The 16,683-nt window shown below is 61.6% G+C and carries 10 protein-coding genes; 5 read left to right on the plus strand and 5 right to left on the minus strand.

Features of this window, described 5'->3' with window-relative positions:
- The first annotated feature begins 16 nt into the window (after window positions 1–16).
- Window positions 17–1,486, plus strand: a complete 1,470-nt coding sequence (locus ABD919_RS07420; RefSeq protein WP_345235282.1) for a CCA tRNA nucleotidyltransferase — start codon at window positions 17–19, stop codon at window positions 1,484–1,486.
- Window positions 1,487–1,610: 124 nt separating this feature from the next.
- Here the strand turns inward: ABD919_RS07420 and ABD919_RS07425 are convergent, their stop codons facing one another.
- Window positions 1,611–4,259 (minus strand): PspC domain-containing protein, encoded by a 2,649-nt coding sequence (locus ABD919_RS07425; protein ID WP_345235284.1) that lies wholly within the window; start codon window positions 4,257–4,259, stop codon window positions 1,611–1,613.
- A gap of 62 nt (window positions 4,260–4,321) precedes the next feature.
- The gene (locus ABD919_RS07430) at window positions 4,322–4,693 is read right to left on the minus strand and encodes a PadR family transcriptional regulator (RefSeq protein ID WP_345235286.1); all 372 of its coding nucleotides are present in this window, start codon (window positions 4,691–4,693) and stop codon (window positions 4,322–4,324) included.
- Window positions 4,694–5,156: 463 nt separating this feature from the next.
- On the opposite strand from ABD919_RS07430, the gene ABD919_RS07435 reads away from it, so the two are divergent.
- Together ABD919_RS07435 and porU2 are read left to right on the plus strand one after the other, a co-directional pair.
- A complete protein-coding gene (locus ABD919_RS07435) occupies window positions 5,157–6,278 on the plus strand; it encodes a putative type IX sorting system protein PorV2 (RefSeq protein ID WP_345235288.1) in 1,122 nt (373 codons plus the stop codon).
- A gap of 63 nt (window positions 6,279–6,341) precedes the next feature.
- Window positions 6,342–11,627 (plus strand): putative type IX secretion system sortase PorU2, encoded by a 5,286-nt coding sequence (gene porU2, locus ABD919_RS07440; protein ID WP_345235290.1) that lies wholly within the window; start codon window positions 6,342–6,344, stop codon window positions 11,625–11,627.
- Between the two features lie 225 nt (window positions 11,628–11,852).
- Here the strand turns inward: porU2 and ABD919_RS07445 are convergent, their stop codons facing one another.
- The 3 genes from ABD919_RS07445 to ABD919_RS07455 all read right to left on the minus strand — a co-directional run bounded on the left by ABD919_RS07445 (window position 11,853) and on the right by ABD919_RS07455 (window position 14,691).
- On the minus strand, window positions 11,853–12,341 hold the full coding sequence (locus tag ABD919_RS07445; RefSeq protein WP_345235292.1) for a dihydrofolate reductase: 489 nt from the start codon (window positions 12,339–12,341) through the stop codon (window positions 11,853–11,855).
- A gap of 35 nt (window positions 12,342–12,376) precedes the next feature.
- Window positions 12,377–13,312, minus strand: a complete 936-nt coding sequence (gene fmt, locus ABD919_RS07450) for a methionyl-tRNA formyltransferase (RefSeq protein ID WP_345235294.1) — start codon at window positions 13,310–13,312, stop codon at window positions 12,377–12,379.
- A 131-nt stretch (window positions 13,313–13,443) separates the two neighbouring features.
- Complete coding sequence (locus ABD919_RS07455) at window positions 13,444–14,691, minus strand: exo-beta-N-acetylmuramidase NamZ family protein (protein ID WP_345235296.1); 1,248 nt, start codon at window positions 14,689–14,691, stop codon at window positions 13,444–13,446.
- A gap of 141 nt (window positions 14,692–14,832) precedes the next feature.
- Here ABD919_RS07455 and ABD919_RS07460 point away from each other — a divergent pair, with 141 nt between their 5' ends.
- Entirely contained in the window at window positions 14,833–16,047 is a 1,215-nt protein-coding gene (locus ABD919_RS07460) for an ABC transporter permease (RefSeq protein WP_345235298.1), read from the plus strand.
- A gap of 165 nt (window positions 16,048–16,212) precedes the next feature.
- On the plus strand, window positions 16,213–16,620 hold the full coding sequence (locus ABD919_RS07465; RefSeq protein ID WP_345235299.1) for a GxxExxY protein: 408 nt from the start codon (window positions 16,213–16,215) through the stop codon (window positions 16,618–16,620).
- Window positions 16,621–16,683: the final 63 nt, after the last annotated feature.

Consider the following 16,683-nt stretch of genomic DNA (forward strand, 5'->3'; position numbering starts at 1 on the left):
GCCGACCTTTGCCGGCATGAACATCCCCCAGCTACCCGACCTGCCCATTTTCCGGACCATTGCCGAAGCGGCGGCCGAGCTGAACCAGCCGGCTTACGTAATTGGCGGCTACGTGCGCGACCTGGCCCTGGGGCGCGACAGCAAGGACATTGACGTGGTAACCGTGGGCGACGGCATTCAGCTGGCCCAGGCCGTGGGGCGGCGGCTTAAAGGCCGGGGCCGCGTGACGGTGTTTAAGAACTTCGGCACGGCCATGCTGCCCACCCAGGAGGCCGGCGAAATTGAGTTTGTGGGTGCCCGCAAGGAAAGCTACCGGGCCGAGAGCCGCAAGCCTGAGGTGGAAGCCGGCACCCTGGAGGAAGACCTGGCCCGCCGCGACTTCACCATCAACGCCCTGGGCTTAAGCCTCAACCCGGACAGCTTCGGCGAGCTGGTCGACCGCTACGAGGGCCTGAAGGACTTGGCCAGCAAAACCATTCGCACGCCGCTGGGGCCGGACATTACCTTTTCCGACGACCCCCTGCGCATGATGCGCGCCATCCGCTTTGCCAGCCAGCTGGGCTTCGACATCGAGCCCGACACCTACGACGCCATTGTGCGCAACCGGGAGCGGATTAAGATTGTGTCGCAGGAGCGCATCACGGTGGAGCTCAACAAGATTGTGGAGTCGCCGGTGCCCAGCTACGGCTTCAAGCTGCTGTTTCACACCGGCCTGCTGCAGCTCATCTTCCCCAGGATGGCCCAGCTGCAGGGCGTGGAAAAGGTGGGGCAGCACGCCCACAAAGACAACTTCTACCACACCCTGCAGGTGCTCGACAACGTGGCGGCCGCCGGCGGCGACCTCTGGCTGCGCTGGGCGGCCATTCTGCACGACATTGCCAAGCCGGCCACCAAGCGCTACTTCCCCAAAGTGGGCTGGACGTTTCACGGGCACGAGGACAAGGGCGCCCGCTGGGTGCCCGGCATCTTTGCCGACCTGAAGCTGCCCCAGGGCGAGGAGATGCGCATGGTGCAGAAGCTGGTGCGCCTGCACCTGCGGCCCATTGCGCTGGTAAAAGAAACCGTGACCGACTCGGCCGTGCGCCGCCTGCTGTTTGAGGCCGGCGACGACATCGACCGGCTGATGCTGCTGTGCCGGGCCGACATCACCAGCAAGGACCACGAGCGCAAAGCCCGCTACCTGCGCAACTTCGGCCTGGTGGAGGAAAAGTTGAAGGAGGTGGAGGAAAAAGACCACCTGCGCAACTTCAAGCCCGTTATCACCGGCGAGGTCATCATGGAAACCTTTGGCCTTAAGCCCTCGCGGCAGGTAGGCGAGCTGAAGGAAGCCGTGCTGGAGGCCATTCTGGAAGGCCACATTAAAAACGAAATGGACGAAGCCCTGGCTTTCCTGTTGCAGCAGGGGGCAGCCAAAGGACTTCGTCCGGAAGTTGGGCCAACATTCACTCACCAAATGAAGCCCGGTTCCTTATCGTCAGAAGCATAGATGCAGCACGGCCCGCGAGGGTTGCCCGGCATCTTTGCTTTGTTTCCGGTTTCCGGTTTCTGGTTGCTGGTTTTTGTTCTGAACAACAACAAGAAACCAGCAACCGGAAACCAGGAACTATAATTTAGTCTTTTAGGCGTTTTACACGGGAAGCGCCGGCGGCGTCGGTGTCAACGTTCTTGGGGTTGCCGCTGTACTCAATCAGGCAGGCGCCCACTACATCGGCTTTCAGGGTTTCGCTAACGTTCACGCGGGCTTTGCTCATGCCGGCCAGGTCGATGTCGGCGGTGCGCACCTTAAAGTTGGGCGCCGCCAGCTCGCAGGCCCCGGCACCGTCCAGCTTCAGCTCGCGGGCCGAGCCTTTGATGGCGCTGCGGCAGGCCCCGGCCAGGTCCATATCCAGCTTGTCGAACTCGCCGCTGAGGCGCAGGTGGCTGGCACCGGCCTGCTCTACTTTCAGCCGGTCGCCCCGAAAGCCGCTCACGTCGCCGCGCACAGCTCCGGCTAATTCCAGCTCATTCAGGGTGGGCATCTCAATGCTCAGCAGCACCTTCTCGCCATCCTTGCTCCAGTCGCTCCCAAAAAAACCGCTGCGCTTGGGGCGAATGCTGAGGGTATTGCCTTTGCGCACCACGCGCATGCCCTCCAGCGCCGATTTGCTGCCGGCCGCTTCCACTTTAAAGGCAGCGCCCTGGCGCACCATTACCCGGTAGTTGCCACCCACGTGTACCTGCTCAAAGTCCGATTCGCTGAAGGTGCGGCGGTCGTCGCCGTAGTAGCTCAGGTCAGTGTTGAAGCCGGGCACCTTGCCAAAGTTCAGCTTTACGGTGGTATCGTCGCCGTCTTCGTCGAGGTCAATGTCCAGGTTCAGGTCGCCGTCCTGCTCATCGTCGTCGCTGTCGTTGTTGTCCTGGCTGCGGAGTTGGTCCGGGGTGCAGCCGATGCACTCCAGCTTGTTGCCCACCAGGCGGTAGCGGTGCAGCTCGGGCTCGTTGGGCTCGCGGTTGCCTACAAAGTCGCCGTCGCCCAGCAGGTACGTAAAGTTGCGGCCCAGGCGGAAGGTGCGGTCGCGGGGCAGGCGGATGGTAAGGTCTACTTCCTGGTCGCGGTAGCTGGCGTTGCTCTGGAAGGAGAAATGGTCGTCGATGAGCAGGGTGGAGTCGCCCTTGGCCTGCACGTTGTGGCTGATGGAGGTGCTGGCCGTGCGGCGGGCTTCGGCTTCGCTGGGGCCCTTGGCCGAGTAGGTGCGCAGCACTTCCACGGTGCGGCCGCTATCCACGCTCACCAGGCGTACGTTCACGCGCTGCTCGTGCTGGCGGTCGATGTCGCGGGCGTCGAGGCGCAGCACGGGGGTAGTCAGGGCCGGAAACTGGCTTACCTGCTCCACTTCGGCATCGTATTGAAAGTCGCGGCTCTGGCGGACGGTGGCCATTACCACGCCCACTACGCTCAGCAACCACAGGCCCAGCAGCGACAAGCTTACGGTGCGGCTCAGGAAGGAGCGGCGCAGCAGCAGGTTCAGGCCGGCCAGGAACAGCGACACGGCGGGGATGGCAAAGGACAGGAAGCCCGCTATCAGGGCCCAGCCCGGTACGCCGTTCACGAACACATGTACCGGAATATCCCCCATGATGATGTTTTCGGAGCTGGGAATCAGGCCCAGGGCCACGCCGAGGAAGATGGCGCTGGCGACGAGCATGCCAAAGCCGATGAGGGTAAGCATGAACCCGGCGAAAACGCGGATGGCCGAGCCGATAAAGTCAACCAGAGGGCGCAGGTTGCGGGCCAGGTCTTCGAGAAAGGAGCCCAGCGGGCGGTTGCCGCCGGGCGTGCTGCCATCAAAGGCATTGTTGCGTACGCTGCTGTCGAAGCCTTCCAGGGTCATGTCCTCGCCGCGCATCCGCATGCGGTCGGCCACGGTTTTGGCCTGGGGGGCGGCAATCCACAGAATCAGGTACAGCAGGAAGGTGAAGCCCCCGGCAAAGAGGCCGGCCAGCAGCAGCACCCGAATCAGGGTCACATCCAGGTTCAGGTAAGGCGCCAGGCCGGCGGCTACGCCCCCGATTTTGCCGTTGTCGGTGTCGCGAAAGTACTTGCGGCCGTTGTTGAGCGACTTAAAGTCGAAGTTGTCGTCGAGGGGCGGGGCGTTGTAGTGCTTGGGCAGGGCAATCCACAGAATGATGTAAGAAAACAAGGCCAAAGCGGCCGAGCCCCCGCTGATGTCGAGGTGCAGCATGCCCAGCGACATAATCTTCACGAAGGGCTTGAGGAAGAACAGGCCCAGGAAGCCCAGGCGAATCCACAGCGAGTTGACGCGGAAATACTGGGCGATGCCGGCCGCTACACCCGCAATTTTGCGGTTAGACATGTCGCGGTAGAGGCGGCGGGGGCCGTCTTCCGTAGCCGTGGGCGGGGGCGCCGTGGCCGTGGCACTGCCGTAGCTGTAGGCCGAGCCGGCCGAGGCATAGCCGGCGGCGCCTACGGGCTCGGCTTCGTCGTCCTCGTCGGTATCGGTGGCGAAGTCCCGCACGCGGCCCATCTTGGCCATCATGGCTTCTACGTCGGCCAGGGTGATAACCTGCTGGGTGGGGGAGAGGCGGGCGCCGAAGATTTCGGCAATGCGGCCTTCAATATCGGCTACGATGTCCTCGTGGCCCCGGTAGCCGGCAAAGTGCGCCTTTACTTCGGCCAGGTAGCGGCCGAGCACGTCGTACCCATCTTCCTCAATGTGAAAGATGATGCCTTGCAGATTGATGCTGATGTTCTTTTTCATGACTAAAGGCCGAACAAGGCCGTGTTTTGATGCTTGGTGAGTGGGAAGGAAAAAGAAAGCGGCTACAGAAGGTGCTCGGTGGGCGGCTCGGCCGGCAGGGAGCTGGGGCGGCCGGCCCGGATAATGCCGACTGAGGTGGCCATTTCCTGCCAGGTGTCGCGGAGCTCTTCCAGAAACTGCCGCCCCGTATCGGTCAGGGTGTAGTATTTCCGGGGCGGGCCGCTGGTGCTTTCCTTCCAGACATAGTCCAGCAGTGCGGCATTTTTCAGGCGGGTAAGGAGCGGGTAGAGGGTCCCCTCTACTACTATCATGCGGGCCGAAGTCAGCTCCTCCAGCATGTCGGAGGCGTATGCTTCGCCGCGGGCGATTATTTCCAGGATGCAGAATTCAAGGATTCCCTTGCGCATCTGAACCTGGGTGTTCTCAAGTTTCATGGGCGGTTATGACAAGCTAGTGGGTGAAGAACGGTACAAAGATAAAGCAGGTACTTTGTAACGCAAGGTACTGTTGCAATAAAATCCCTGATTAGAGATGAGCTTTTCTCAAAAAGTCTATTTCTAGCAAGTTGAGCCACTTTTTATCGAAAAATATTTTCGATAAATTTTTTCGGCAGCAATTTTTCGGTACCGGTTGGGGCCCTTGCCTTGCCTAAAAGTGTTGACCAACCTCCACGCATGTGAATTGCGGAAGGGGGGTAGGTAGGGGAGCGTAACACTTATAGCGGCCTGCACGTGTCAGGCCTTTTAGCCGGCCACTTTAAATCCCTGGCGGGCTACACATCGGGCCAAACGTTTTGCCCGTATCGGCAGTTAGCAGCTTGGCCCGAAATTCGCGGCTTTCGCGCACTATAATCCGCTATCTTTCGTTCGGCTGCGAAATTCCTTTACCGTTCTTTTTATGTCCAAGCTTTCCTCTGCCGCCCGTCGGCTGTTGCTCGGTGCTGCCACGGCGGCGCTGGCTTTGCCCGCCGCGGCCCAAAGCACCACCAAGACGCCTAAATACAGCAACGAATTCCTGACCATTGGGGTAGGAGCCCGGGCGCTGGGCATGGGCAAGGTGCAAGCCAGCCTGGCCGACAATGCCACCGCCGGCTACTGGAACCCGGCCGGCCTCACCAATCAGAAGAACAAGTACGACGGCGTGCTGATGCACTCGGAGCTGTTTTCGGGCATCGTAAAAAATGACTACGCCGCTTTCTCCATGCCCCTGGATGAAAAAAGTGCGATTGGCATCAGCCTGGTTCGCCTAGGCATCGACAACATCGCCGACACCCGGGCCCTGGTGAACGAGTACGGCTACGTGCAGTACGACAAAATCACCTACTTCTCAGTAGCCGATTATGCCTTGCTGCTATCGTACGCCCGTAAAATTGGCAACATTGAGGGGCTAAGCGTGGGCGCCAACGGCAAGGTTATCTACCGCAACGTGGGCAACTTCGCCGACGCCTACGGCTTTGGCCTCGACGCCGGTGTGCAGTACAACCACAAGGGCTGGAACCTGGGCCTGATGGCCCGCGACCTGACCACTACCTACAACGCCTGGTCCATCAACGCTGAGGAGTACCAGAAGGGCCTGAACCTGTCGGCCAACGAAAACGACCCCATTCCGCAGAGCAGCACCGAAATTACCCTGCCCACCTTCGTGCTGGGCGTAGGCCGCCGCTTCGAGCTGCCCAAGCAGTTCTCGGCCCTGGTAGCGGCCGACCTGGAAGCCACCACCGACGGACGGCGCAACACCCTGCTGGCCAGCAGCGCCGTGAGCGTCGACCCCCGCCTGGGCCTGGAGCTGGGCTATAAAGACCTGGTGTTTCTGCGCGGCGGCACCGGCGGCTACCAGAAAGTTAGAAATGGCTTCTCCCGGTCCGACAAATGGCAGGGGCAGTACAACCTCGGCGCGGGCGTCGCCATCAGCGGCCTGCGCGTCGACTTGGCTCTGTCGCGGCTGGCCGTGGAAAACCTAGCCGGCAACACGTCGCAAACCAACTCCTTGATTGTATCGCTGGGTTATGGCTTTAAATAAGCCGACGCCACCGGCGCCGGCTTTGCCGTATACCTTCTTAATTCAGTATTAGCACGAAACGTTATGAATAAAAGCTACCAGTGGATGCGCCTGAGCTGGAGCCTTCTGCTTGTTGTGGCCGGGCTATTCGCGCTTGCCCAACCGGCGGCGGCGCAGTCGGGCCCCTACGGCAACGAGTGGATAGAGCCCGGGCAGCAGTACTACAAACTCAAGGTCTGGCGCGATGGCATCTACAAAATCGACTACCAGTACCTGGTGGCCGCCGGCATCACCGGCGTCGACCCTACCCGCATTCAGCTCTGGCGGCGGGGCCGGGAAGTGGCCATCTACCAGGGTGGTAGCACTACTGTGCTGGACCCGACCACGTACTTCGAGTTCTTCGGCCAGCGCAATGATGGCAAGCTCGACGCCGAATTTTACAAGAACCCGGCCGAGCAGGCCCACCAGTACTACAGCTTCTACACCGATACGGCGGCTTACTTCCTAACGTATTCGGTGGGGCCGACGGGCCGGGCCGGGCGGCGCATGGCCACGCCCGTAGCGGCTGGTGGTACCCCGCACGGCTGGCGCCTGCAAACATCGCTGAAGCTGGAAAATTATGCGTATATGGAGGCGCCCAGTCCTTCGGGTATTACTTTTTTGCCCTGGCTGCAGGCCGGCGAAGGCTTTATTTCGGTGGACTGGGGCAACGGCACGTCCAGCAGCCCGGTAAGTATTGGCGACGTGATTGACTCGCTGCTGCGGGCCGTGCCGCCCGCTGGCGTGGGGCCTGCTCCCGTGCTGGAAGTAGGGGTGGTGGGCTCCTCGGCTACTAACCACACTACCGACATTCGGGTTGTGGCGCCGGGCAATATGGTACGCACCGTGGGCACCATTACGTATAATAACTACGCGGTGGTGCGCCCCCGGTACCCAATTCAGCGCTCCGACATCGCGGCCAATGGGCGGTTTGAGTTTCAGATTGGCGTAAATAACCCCAACCTGAACCGCATTCCCAAGGACCTGTTCCGGGTGTCGTACTTCAGCATTACGGCGCCGCAGTACAACCGCTGGTTTAGCAACCGCTCGCATGTTTACTTCCGCAACGACTCGCTGCTAGGCGGGCCGGCCACCTTTGAGGTTGACACCATTCCCGCCACCGTGCGCGGCTTCGACATCCACGACCCCTGGAACGTGCAGCGCATCGAGCCCACGGCGGCCCAGACTCTGGGGCAGTTCGGCCGGCGCTTCGTGTTTCCCAGCGCTACCGGCCAGCAGAGCCGGCGCCTGCTGCTCTACGACCTGGCCCGCACCATGCGTCCGGCTCCGGCCCGGCGCGTGCAGTTCCGCAATATCAACCCGGCCGTGCCCAACTACCTGATTGTAACGCACAAGCAGCTGATGGGCCCGGCCACGCGCAGCGGGGGCGGCACCGTACCCAACGCAGCCAAGGCTTATGCCGAGTACCGGGCTTCGGCGGCCGGTGGTCGCTACGATACGCTGATGATGACCAGCCACCAGCTTTATGACCAATTCCACTACGGCGAGCGGTCGGTGATGGCCATTCGCCATTTTGGCCTGTGGATGGCCGCCAACGCCCCGACTGGCCAAACCAAGTACCTTATGCTGCTGGGGAAAGGCATTGGACCGAATGAGTTTTTCGGTTCTGGCAATTCCCCGCTGGCTACCCGCACCCTGCGCATCCAGGGGGAGCGGGGGCTGGATTTGGTGCCTACTTCTACCCGGGGCATTTCCGACAACTTTCTGACTTCGGACTTCCGCAACAACGACTTCCACTCCAAGCTGCCCACGGGCCGAATTGTGGCCAAAACCCCGCAGGAGGTGATAGATTACCTGGATAAGGTTATTGTCCACGAAAGTCCAAACCCGCTAAATCCGGCACCCGCGGCCTGGCGCAAAAACGTGCTTCACATGTCGGGCGGCGCCAACCCGTTTGAGTTCGGAGAGTTCGACGGCTTCCTGAATCAGTACAAGCGCCGGGCCGAAAGCCCCTGCTGGGTGGGCCGCGTAGTACGCACCTACAGCCGCACCACGGTTGGCGGCTACACCTCGCTGCCGGTGAGCATCAACATTGCCAACGAGCTCAACCCGGGCCTGTCGCTCATTACCTACTTCGGGCACGGCTCCAACACTGATTTTGCCCTCAACATCGGCAACGTTACCGACCCCAGCAACAACTACAACAACCAGGGTAAATATCCAGTGATGTTCTACAACGGCTGCGCCGCCGGTCAGCTGTATGTGAACTATCCAACCTTTGGTGAAAACTGGCTGTTTGCTGCCAACAAAGGCAGCGTGGGAATGATGGGAGAAACTGGATTAAGCTATGCCTACTTGCTGCATCCGGCCCAGGACTCCATGTACCAGCGCCTGTTCAACAACCCTTCCTGGTATGGCAAGCCCATTGCCCAGGTACACGGCGAAGTGGTAAAAAGCCTGCAGCTGCAGGTCGACTACCAGACTCCCGAAGGCATTGAGCAGCTGCTGTGCACCACCTGGCACGGCGACCCGGTGCTGCGCATGTACTCCCCGCAACTGCCCGACTTCCAGACCAGCAACCCGCAGCTGTCCATTGCCCCCGGCCCGGCCAGCCCCGTGCTCAGCGCCGCCTCGCCCAACCTGACGCTCAACGTGGGGGTCATTAATCCCGGCAACTTCTGCCTGCGCAATGGCGACTCCCTGCGCATTCGCGTGACGCGCACCTACGGCACACCTAGCCGGGTGGAGTCGACCCTGCACCGGGTGCGGCAAATTCACCAGACCAATGCCACCTATAGCCTGGTGCTGCCCAACACCGGCGCGGGCATCTTCGGCAACAACCGCTTTGTGGTGGAGCTCGACTACGGCAACCACGAGCCCGAGCTGGACGAGAACAACAACACGGCCGAAATCTATTACAACTTCCTGCAGGGCGGCGTCACACTGCTCAACCCCGTGGAATTTGCCATGGTGCCCACCAACACGCCGCGGCTGGTGGCCCAGACCAACACGCCCAACGGCAGTGAGCGCGCCTTTGAGTTCGAGCTCGATACCGTGCCCACCTTCACCAGTCCCGGCCGCCCGATGTCCCTGCGGCGTGGGGCAGTAACGGCGGAGTGGACGCCCACCTTGCCGGCGGCCCAGAATGGCGACAGCCTGGTGTGGTACTGGCGCGTGCGCTTGCAGACGCCCTTGCCCGACGAGGACGCCAACTGGGTGAACAGCTCCTTCCGCGTGGTGCCGGGCCTGCTGGGCTGGTCGCAGAGCCACTACGGACAGTTCCGCCGCGACCTGCGCCAGGGCATCGAAGTAGATGCGCCCTCGGGCCGCTGGCACTTCACCGACGAGCTCAAGCCCCTGCAGCTGCGCACCCGCGGCGGCGGGCTCCCCGGCTCGGCCGCGACCTTCACGCAGGGCACGGGCTACGGCATCATTGCCGACCCCATGGCTCCGCCCTTTGTGAACAACTGCGCCGTGCGCGCCCCCAACATCATGGTGGCCGTCTACGACCGGGTGACGCTGCGGCCCAAGACCGTGGCCGGGGCCTCGCTGCGCTGCGGGCAGGGCACGCAGGAGTTCTACATCTTCGCGGCCAACCCGACCAGCGCGGCCGACACGCTCAACAACATCAACAACAGCGCAGCCCGGCAGGGCGAGCTCAGCACCTTGCTCAACAACGTGCCCAACGGCGACTACGTGGCCCTGATTGGCATGAACCGCGTGCGCTGGGCTAGTTTGCCGGCGAGTCTGAAAAGCCAGCTGGCCACGCTGCTGGGCTCGCAGCTCATCAACCAGCTGCAGAACGGCGACCCGCTGGCCCTGCTGGCGCAGAAAAACAGCGCCGGTGGCCGACTCGTCCGGGAGGTAGGCCCCAGCACGGCGGGCACAACGCCGCGCTACGACCAGATTATCAGCCTGGCCGACACCTTGCGCACGCCCAGCACGCGCGGGCGGATTGTCTCCACCCGAATTGGCCCGGCCCAGCAATGGGAGAGTTTGTCGCACTGGGTTGAGAAAGACCCCAACACCAGCACCAGCAGCTACACCCTGAGCCTGATTGGCATCAATGCCCAGGGCCAGAGCACGGTGCTCAACAACAACGTGCCCACGGCGGGCTCCCTGACCAGCTACTCCCTGGCCAGCGTATCGGCCCAGCAGTATCCCTACCTGCAGCTGGAGCTGGTGCTCCAAGACACGGTCAGCCGCCTGGCACCGCAGCTGCAGGAGTGGTTTGTGGCCTACCAGGGCCTGCCCGAAGGGGTGGTGCGCCGCGACCTGATTTCGGCGGCCAGCTACGACCCGGCCCGCATCGCGGCCCAGGCGGCCGGCGTCGGCACCATCAGCTTCCCGGTGAAGTTTGCCAACGTTTCGGCCATCAACTTCGGCACACCCCTTAAGGCCATTGTGGCTATCCACGAGAACAGCGGCGGCCTGCCCGGCCGCGAAGTAGCCCGCCGGGAAATTACCGCGCCCCGCCAGCTGATGGCCAACGACACGATTACCTTCCAGGCCAGCCTGAACGTCATCGGCCGCTTTGGCTCCTTCATCCCGGTGGTGACGGTGAACCCGCCCGGCCCCAATGCCCTGCCTGAGCTCAACTACTTCAACAACCAGCTGGTGCTGGCGTCCTTCTCCGTGGCCGATGCCAACCTGCCGCCGGTGCTGGACGTGGCCTTCGACGGCCGGCGCATCCTCAACGGCGAGCTGGTGTCGCCCCGCCCCAGCATCCTCATTCAGGTCAACGACGAGGACCGCCTGCGCCACATCCGCAACGTGTCGTACTTCACTGTCACGCTGCAGCGCCAGGGCCAGAACCCCGTGCCCGTGGACCTGCGCGCCTCCAACATCAGCTTCTCGGTCGACTCCACCCGCGGCAGCGTAGCCCGGCTGGAGTACCGCCCGGGCCAGGGCCAGCCCCTGGCCGACGGCATGTACACGCTGCGGGTGCAGGTGCGCGACCCCAGCGGTACTACGGCCGGCAACCAGGAGATGGAAGTCAAGTTTGAGGTGGTCAATGCCTCCACCATCACCAACGTCTTCCCTTATCCCAACCCGGTGACCAGCAAGGCCCGCTTCGTGTTTACCGTGACCGGCCAAGAGCTGCCGCGCGACATGAAAATTCAGATTATGACCGTGGCCGGCCGCGTGGTGCGCGAGATTTTCATGGGCGAGCTGGGCCCCCTGCATATTGGCAACAACGTGACCGAGTTTGCCTGGGATGGCACCGACCAGTACGGCGACCGCCTGGCCAACGGCACCTACCTCTACCGCGTGTCCCTGGATGACTCCCAGGGGCAGTTCAAGCAGCGGGCCACCGCCGGCGACAAAGCCTTTAAAAACGACTGGGGCAAGCTTGTGCTCATGCGCTAGATGAGTTTGAGAGATGGTGACTAGGAGCACAAAAGACGTGTCATTGCGAGGCGGAGCCGAAGCAATCTGGCCTCTCTAAGTGACCAGCCTTCCAATGTTGAAAAGCCCCAATGCCAGTGCTGGCATTGGGGCTTTTAATTTGTCACATCTCGGGGTGACTGTGTGCTAGAGGACGGATTGCTTCGCTACGCTCGCAATGACACGTATTTTGTGCTCTCTGCTGACTTAACGCCGGCGCAGGGTTACGAAGCTGAAGGCGTAAGCATGCCGCTCGTCGGCCTCGTGCCGCTCGCGGGTTTCCTCGCGCCACTCGCTGGGAGAAAGCTCGGGGAAAAAGGCGTCGCCTTCGAAGGTATGATGCACTTCGGTCAGGTAAATGACATCGGCGGCGGGCAGAGCCTCGCGGTAGATTTCGCCGCCGCCAATCACGCACACTTCCTCGTCGATTGCGCGGGCCCGCTCCAGGGCTGCCTGCACCGAGGGCGCGGTTTCGCAGCCCGGAGCCGACCAGTCGGCCTGCCTTGTAATGACGATGTTGGTGCGGTTGGGCAGGGCTTTGCCGAGGCTGTCGAATGTGCGCCGGCCCATCACCACCGGGTGGCCCTGGGTGAGACGCTTGAAGTGCCGCAGGTCGTCGGGCAGCTTGCTCCAGGGCAGGTCGCCTTTATTTCCAATAACACCATTCTCGGCTACTGCAACTACGAAAGAAACCATGCGCTATGCGAGTTTGAGTTTTGAGTTATGCATGCTTAGGCAGGCAGACGGAAGCCGCGTAGCAGCTCCTCAATGCCCAGGCGCTTTTTGCCTTCCACCTGCACCTCCAGTAAGTCGAGCCAGCCGATGGAAGTGGCCACGCGCAGGTGCTTTTTGCCATCAGAGTCCCAGCTGCCAGGAGCGGGGGCTTCGCCTTCAAACGGCAGAGCCTGGGCTCGGAACACTTTCATGCTGCGGCCGTCGGGCAGGGTGGTGAAGGCCGTGGGAACAGGGGAGAGGCCGCGCACCAGGTTCACCAGCCGGGCGGCGGGCTGGCTGAAGTCCAGCCGGCCGGTTTCCTTGCTGAGCTTAGGAGCGGGGCGCAGGTCGCCGCTTTCGGGCTGGGGCGTGCTGGGGGCATTTCCGGCGGCAATGGCTTCCACCGAGCGGCGGGCCAGGGCAGCCCCGGCCACCTTCAGCTTGTTGTAGAGCGAGCCAAAGTCGTCTTCCGGCGCGATAGGCACCCGGTCCTGCAGAATCAGGTCGCCGGTATCTATCTCGTGGCGCAGGAAAAAGCTGGTCACACCGGTTTCCGTTTCCCCATGAATCAGGGCCCAGTTGATAGGGGCCGCGCCGCGGTACTGCGGCAGCAGCGAGGCGTGGATGTTGATGGAGCCCAGCCGGGGCATGTTCCATACCGCCTCGGGCAGCATGCGAAACGCTACCACTACCTGCAGGTCGGCCGCGTAGCTGCGCAGCTCTGCCTGGAACTCCGGCGACTTCAGGTTGGTGGGCTGCAGCACGGGCAGGCCATGGGCCAGGGCCGCCTCCTTCACGGCCGAGCCCTGCAGCTGCCGGCCGCGGCCCGCCGGCTTGTCGGGCGCCGTAACGACGGCCACCACCTGCCCGCCCGGCCAGGCCAGCAGGCTTTCCAGGGTGGCAACGGCAAAATCGGGGGTGCCCATGAAGATGAGGCGCAGCGGTGTATTCATGGGGCAAAGAAAACGCCTGTTTGCTTTCACGCAGTGTTCCACAGTGCTAAAACCGCAGTGGTTTGCAGTATGCGTTCAGGAACGGGACAGAACAACCCTGCCAACCACTGTGTGAAAAAACAGAAGCCCTACTAGCTCTCCGGGTACAGCAGGTATTTCTTGCGCAGCTGCTTAAAGCTGCTCAGGCCCGGCTCCCAGCTGGCGCGGATTTCGGCTTCGCTCTTGCCGGCAATAATCTGCTCGCGCAGGCTGCGGGTGCCCGAGAGCTGCTCGAAGTATTTGCCGAAGAAGTTGGCCTTGTCGGTGCTCTGCTGGTAGAAGTCGATAAGGTACTTCAGGGTAAAGCCCTGGGGCTGGTTGGGGCCGGCCTCGCGCAGGTTGAGGCCGTAGCAGAGCTTGCCGTTGAGCGGCGGCGTGGGCGAGCCGGCGTTGGGGCGCGGCGTGAAGGAGTAGGGGCGGGTGCTGGGCTGGGTGGGGGCCCCAAACACTTCAAATGGTGTGTCGGTGCCCCGGCCCACGCTCACGTTGGTGCCCTCAAACAGGCAGATGGATGGGTAGAGGGTAATGGAACGCGCCGTGGGCAGGTTGGGCGAGGGCCGTACCGGCAGCACGTAGGGCGTGGCATGGGTGTAGCCCTTGGCCACCGGCACCACGGTGAGGCGGCACTGCCGCCCGCCCGCCAGCCACTTCTCGCCGTTTATCATGTTGGCCAGCTCGCCTACGGTCAGGCCGTGGGCAATGGGCAGCGGGTCGAGGCCCACGAACGACTTGTGGGCCGGCTCCAGGATGGGGCCGTCCACCATGCTGCCGTTGGGGTTGGGGCGGTCGAGCACCAGCACGGCCTTGTTTTGCTCGGCCGCGGCTTCCATGGCGTAGTGCATGGTGCTGATAAAGGTGTAGAAGCGGGCGCCCACGTCCTGAATGTCGAACACCAGCACGTCTACATCGGCCAGCATTTCGGGCGTGGGCTTTTTGGCCGCGCCGTACAGGGAGCGCACCACCACGCCGCTGCGGGCGTCGCGCCCGTCCTTGATGGTCGCGCCGTCGGCGGCCTCGCCGCGGAAGCCGTGCTCGGGGGCGAAGATGGCCGTCACGTTCACGCCCCGGGCCCGCAGCGTATCCACCAGGTGGGTGTTGCCCACCAGCGAGGTCTGGTTGACAATCAGCCCTACCCGCTGGTTTTTCAGCTGGGGCAGGTACTTATCCAGCTGGGCCGCCCCCACGGTGATGGCCGCGGCACCGGCATTTTTCGTTGAGGGCTGGGCCGCAGCGGCGGGTGCCGAGGCCTGGGGCCGGGACCCGCCGGCCGGCTGGGCCGTGGTACACGTATGGAGCAGGGCCAGCAGGGAGGCCAGCAGGGGCGTTTTTATAAGCAGCATGTCAGATAAAGCGAAAATGGATGGTACGGCTCAGGCGCCCTTTCAAGAACAAGGCCACTGGGCTAGGGGTGGGCGAAAAAAAAGCCTGGCCGGAAAGCAAAACTTTCGAGTAGCGGTTCTGCGTAGCTTTACACCTCCGCAATGAACGTCTCCCGCTACATTTCCCAGAAGATTGAAGGTGCCGACGCCGGCTCCTTTACGTCTTCGGTTACAAAAATAGCCATCATCAGCATCGCCATGGGGCTGGCGGTGATGGTGGTGTCGTTTGCCATTCTGCAGGGCTTCCGCAACGAGATTCAAAGCAAGATTTTCTCCTTCGGGGCCCACCTGCAAATCAGCCGCTACGATACCAACAACTCCCTGGAAGTGGCTCCCATTGCCGGGCCACGGCTGCTGCAGGAGCTGCGGGCCTTCCCGCAGGTGAAGTACACCCAGCCCTACGCCGTGAAAACGGCTATTATAAAAACCCCCGACGAGGTGCTGGGCGTGGTGCTCAAGGGCATCGACGAAAAGGGCGGCCACTCGCCCATGCGCCAGAACCTGCAGGCCGGCAAGTTCATCACCTTCACCGACACGGCCGCCAGCAACGACATCCTGCTCTCGCGCAAGGTGGCCGACAAGCTGCGCCTGAGCGTGGGCGACGAGGCCCTGTTCTACTTTATTCAGAACCCGCCCCGCATCCGCAAGTTCAAGGTGCAGGGCATCTACCAGACGGGGCTCGACGAGTTCGACGAGGTGTACGTCATCGGCGACATCAAGCAGGTGCGGGAGCTGAATGCCTGGCCCGACTCCCTGGTGGGCGGCATGGAAGTGGTGCTGCGCGACTTCAAGCGCCTCGACCCCACGGCCGACCAGATGTATGAGCAGCTGCCCTACGACGTGAAAATCGACAAAATCACCGACCAGTACGCCCAGCTGTTCGACTGGCTGCAGCTGCTCAACCGCAACGTCGTCATCTTTCTTATCCTCATCATCTTCGTGGCGGCCTTCAACATCGTGGCCACCATCTTCATCATGATTCTGGAGCGCACCAACATGATTGGCATTCTCAAGGCCCTGGGTGCAACCGACAACCAGATTCGGCAGATGTTTTTTCACCGCGGCCTCTCCCTCACGTTCCGCGGCATCCTCATCGGCAACCTCATCGGGGTGGGCTTCTGCGCCCTGCAGTACTACTTCAAGCTCATTCCCCTCGACCCCGAGAACTACTACATGGACCGGGTGCCGATTTTCTGGGACTTCAAGATGCTGTTCGTGCTCAACGCCGCCACCGCCGTGGCCTCCATGCTGGCCATACTTATTCCCACTTACCTGATTGCTCGGATTAGCCCGGTGAAGGCGATTAAGTTTGATTAGTCTGAACCGCAGATTGACGCAGATCAAACGGATAAGAACGGATTCTTTTGGATTCGTTCTTATCCGTTTTTCTTTTCTGCTTTCCTTCTTTAGCATTTATCTTCCGCTGGATAGTCTCATTATGTATAAAGGGCCTAGCTTGCCGGCTCTACTAATGGGAATGAGATGAAAGGCGCTATTATCAATCTGGATGATTACCGTGTCTTAACTGGTAAAATCATTGGGTGCGCCATGCAGGTGCATCGGGTTTTGGGCTCAGGTTTTCAAGAAGTTATTTACCAAAGAGCTCTGGCCATTGAGCTGGAGCAGTGTGGAATTAGTGCACAGCGGGAGTTGGAAATGCCTATTTCTTATCGGCAACACGAAATCGGGTCGCGCCGTGTTGACTTCCTCATCAACGAAACCGTATTGCTGGAGCTAAAAGCGCTAAGCGGTTTGAACGAAACGCATTATGCGCAAATCATCAATTATCTGGAAGCTTATCGACTGCCAATAGGTCTGTTAATAAATTTTGGCGCACCCGCATTAGAATTCAAGCGCTTCGTTAAAACCCTGAAGCTGTTTAGGAAGTAGGGTGCCAATAAAAAAGACTTCCACGACGAGGCGAAATTTGGGGTGCGACCCACCTCATTTTTG

Source organism: Hymenobacter saemangeumensis (assembly GCF_039541835.1).
GTDB lineage: Bacteria > Bacteroidota > Bacteroidia > Cytophagales > Hymenobacteraceae > Hymenobacter > Hymenobacter saemangeumensis.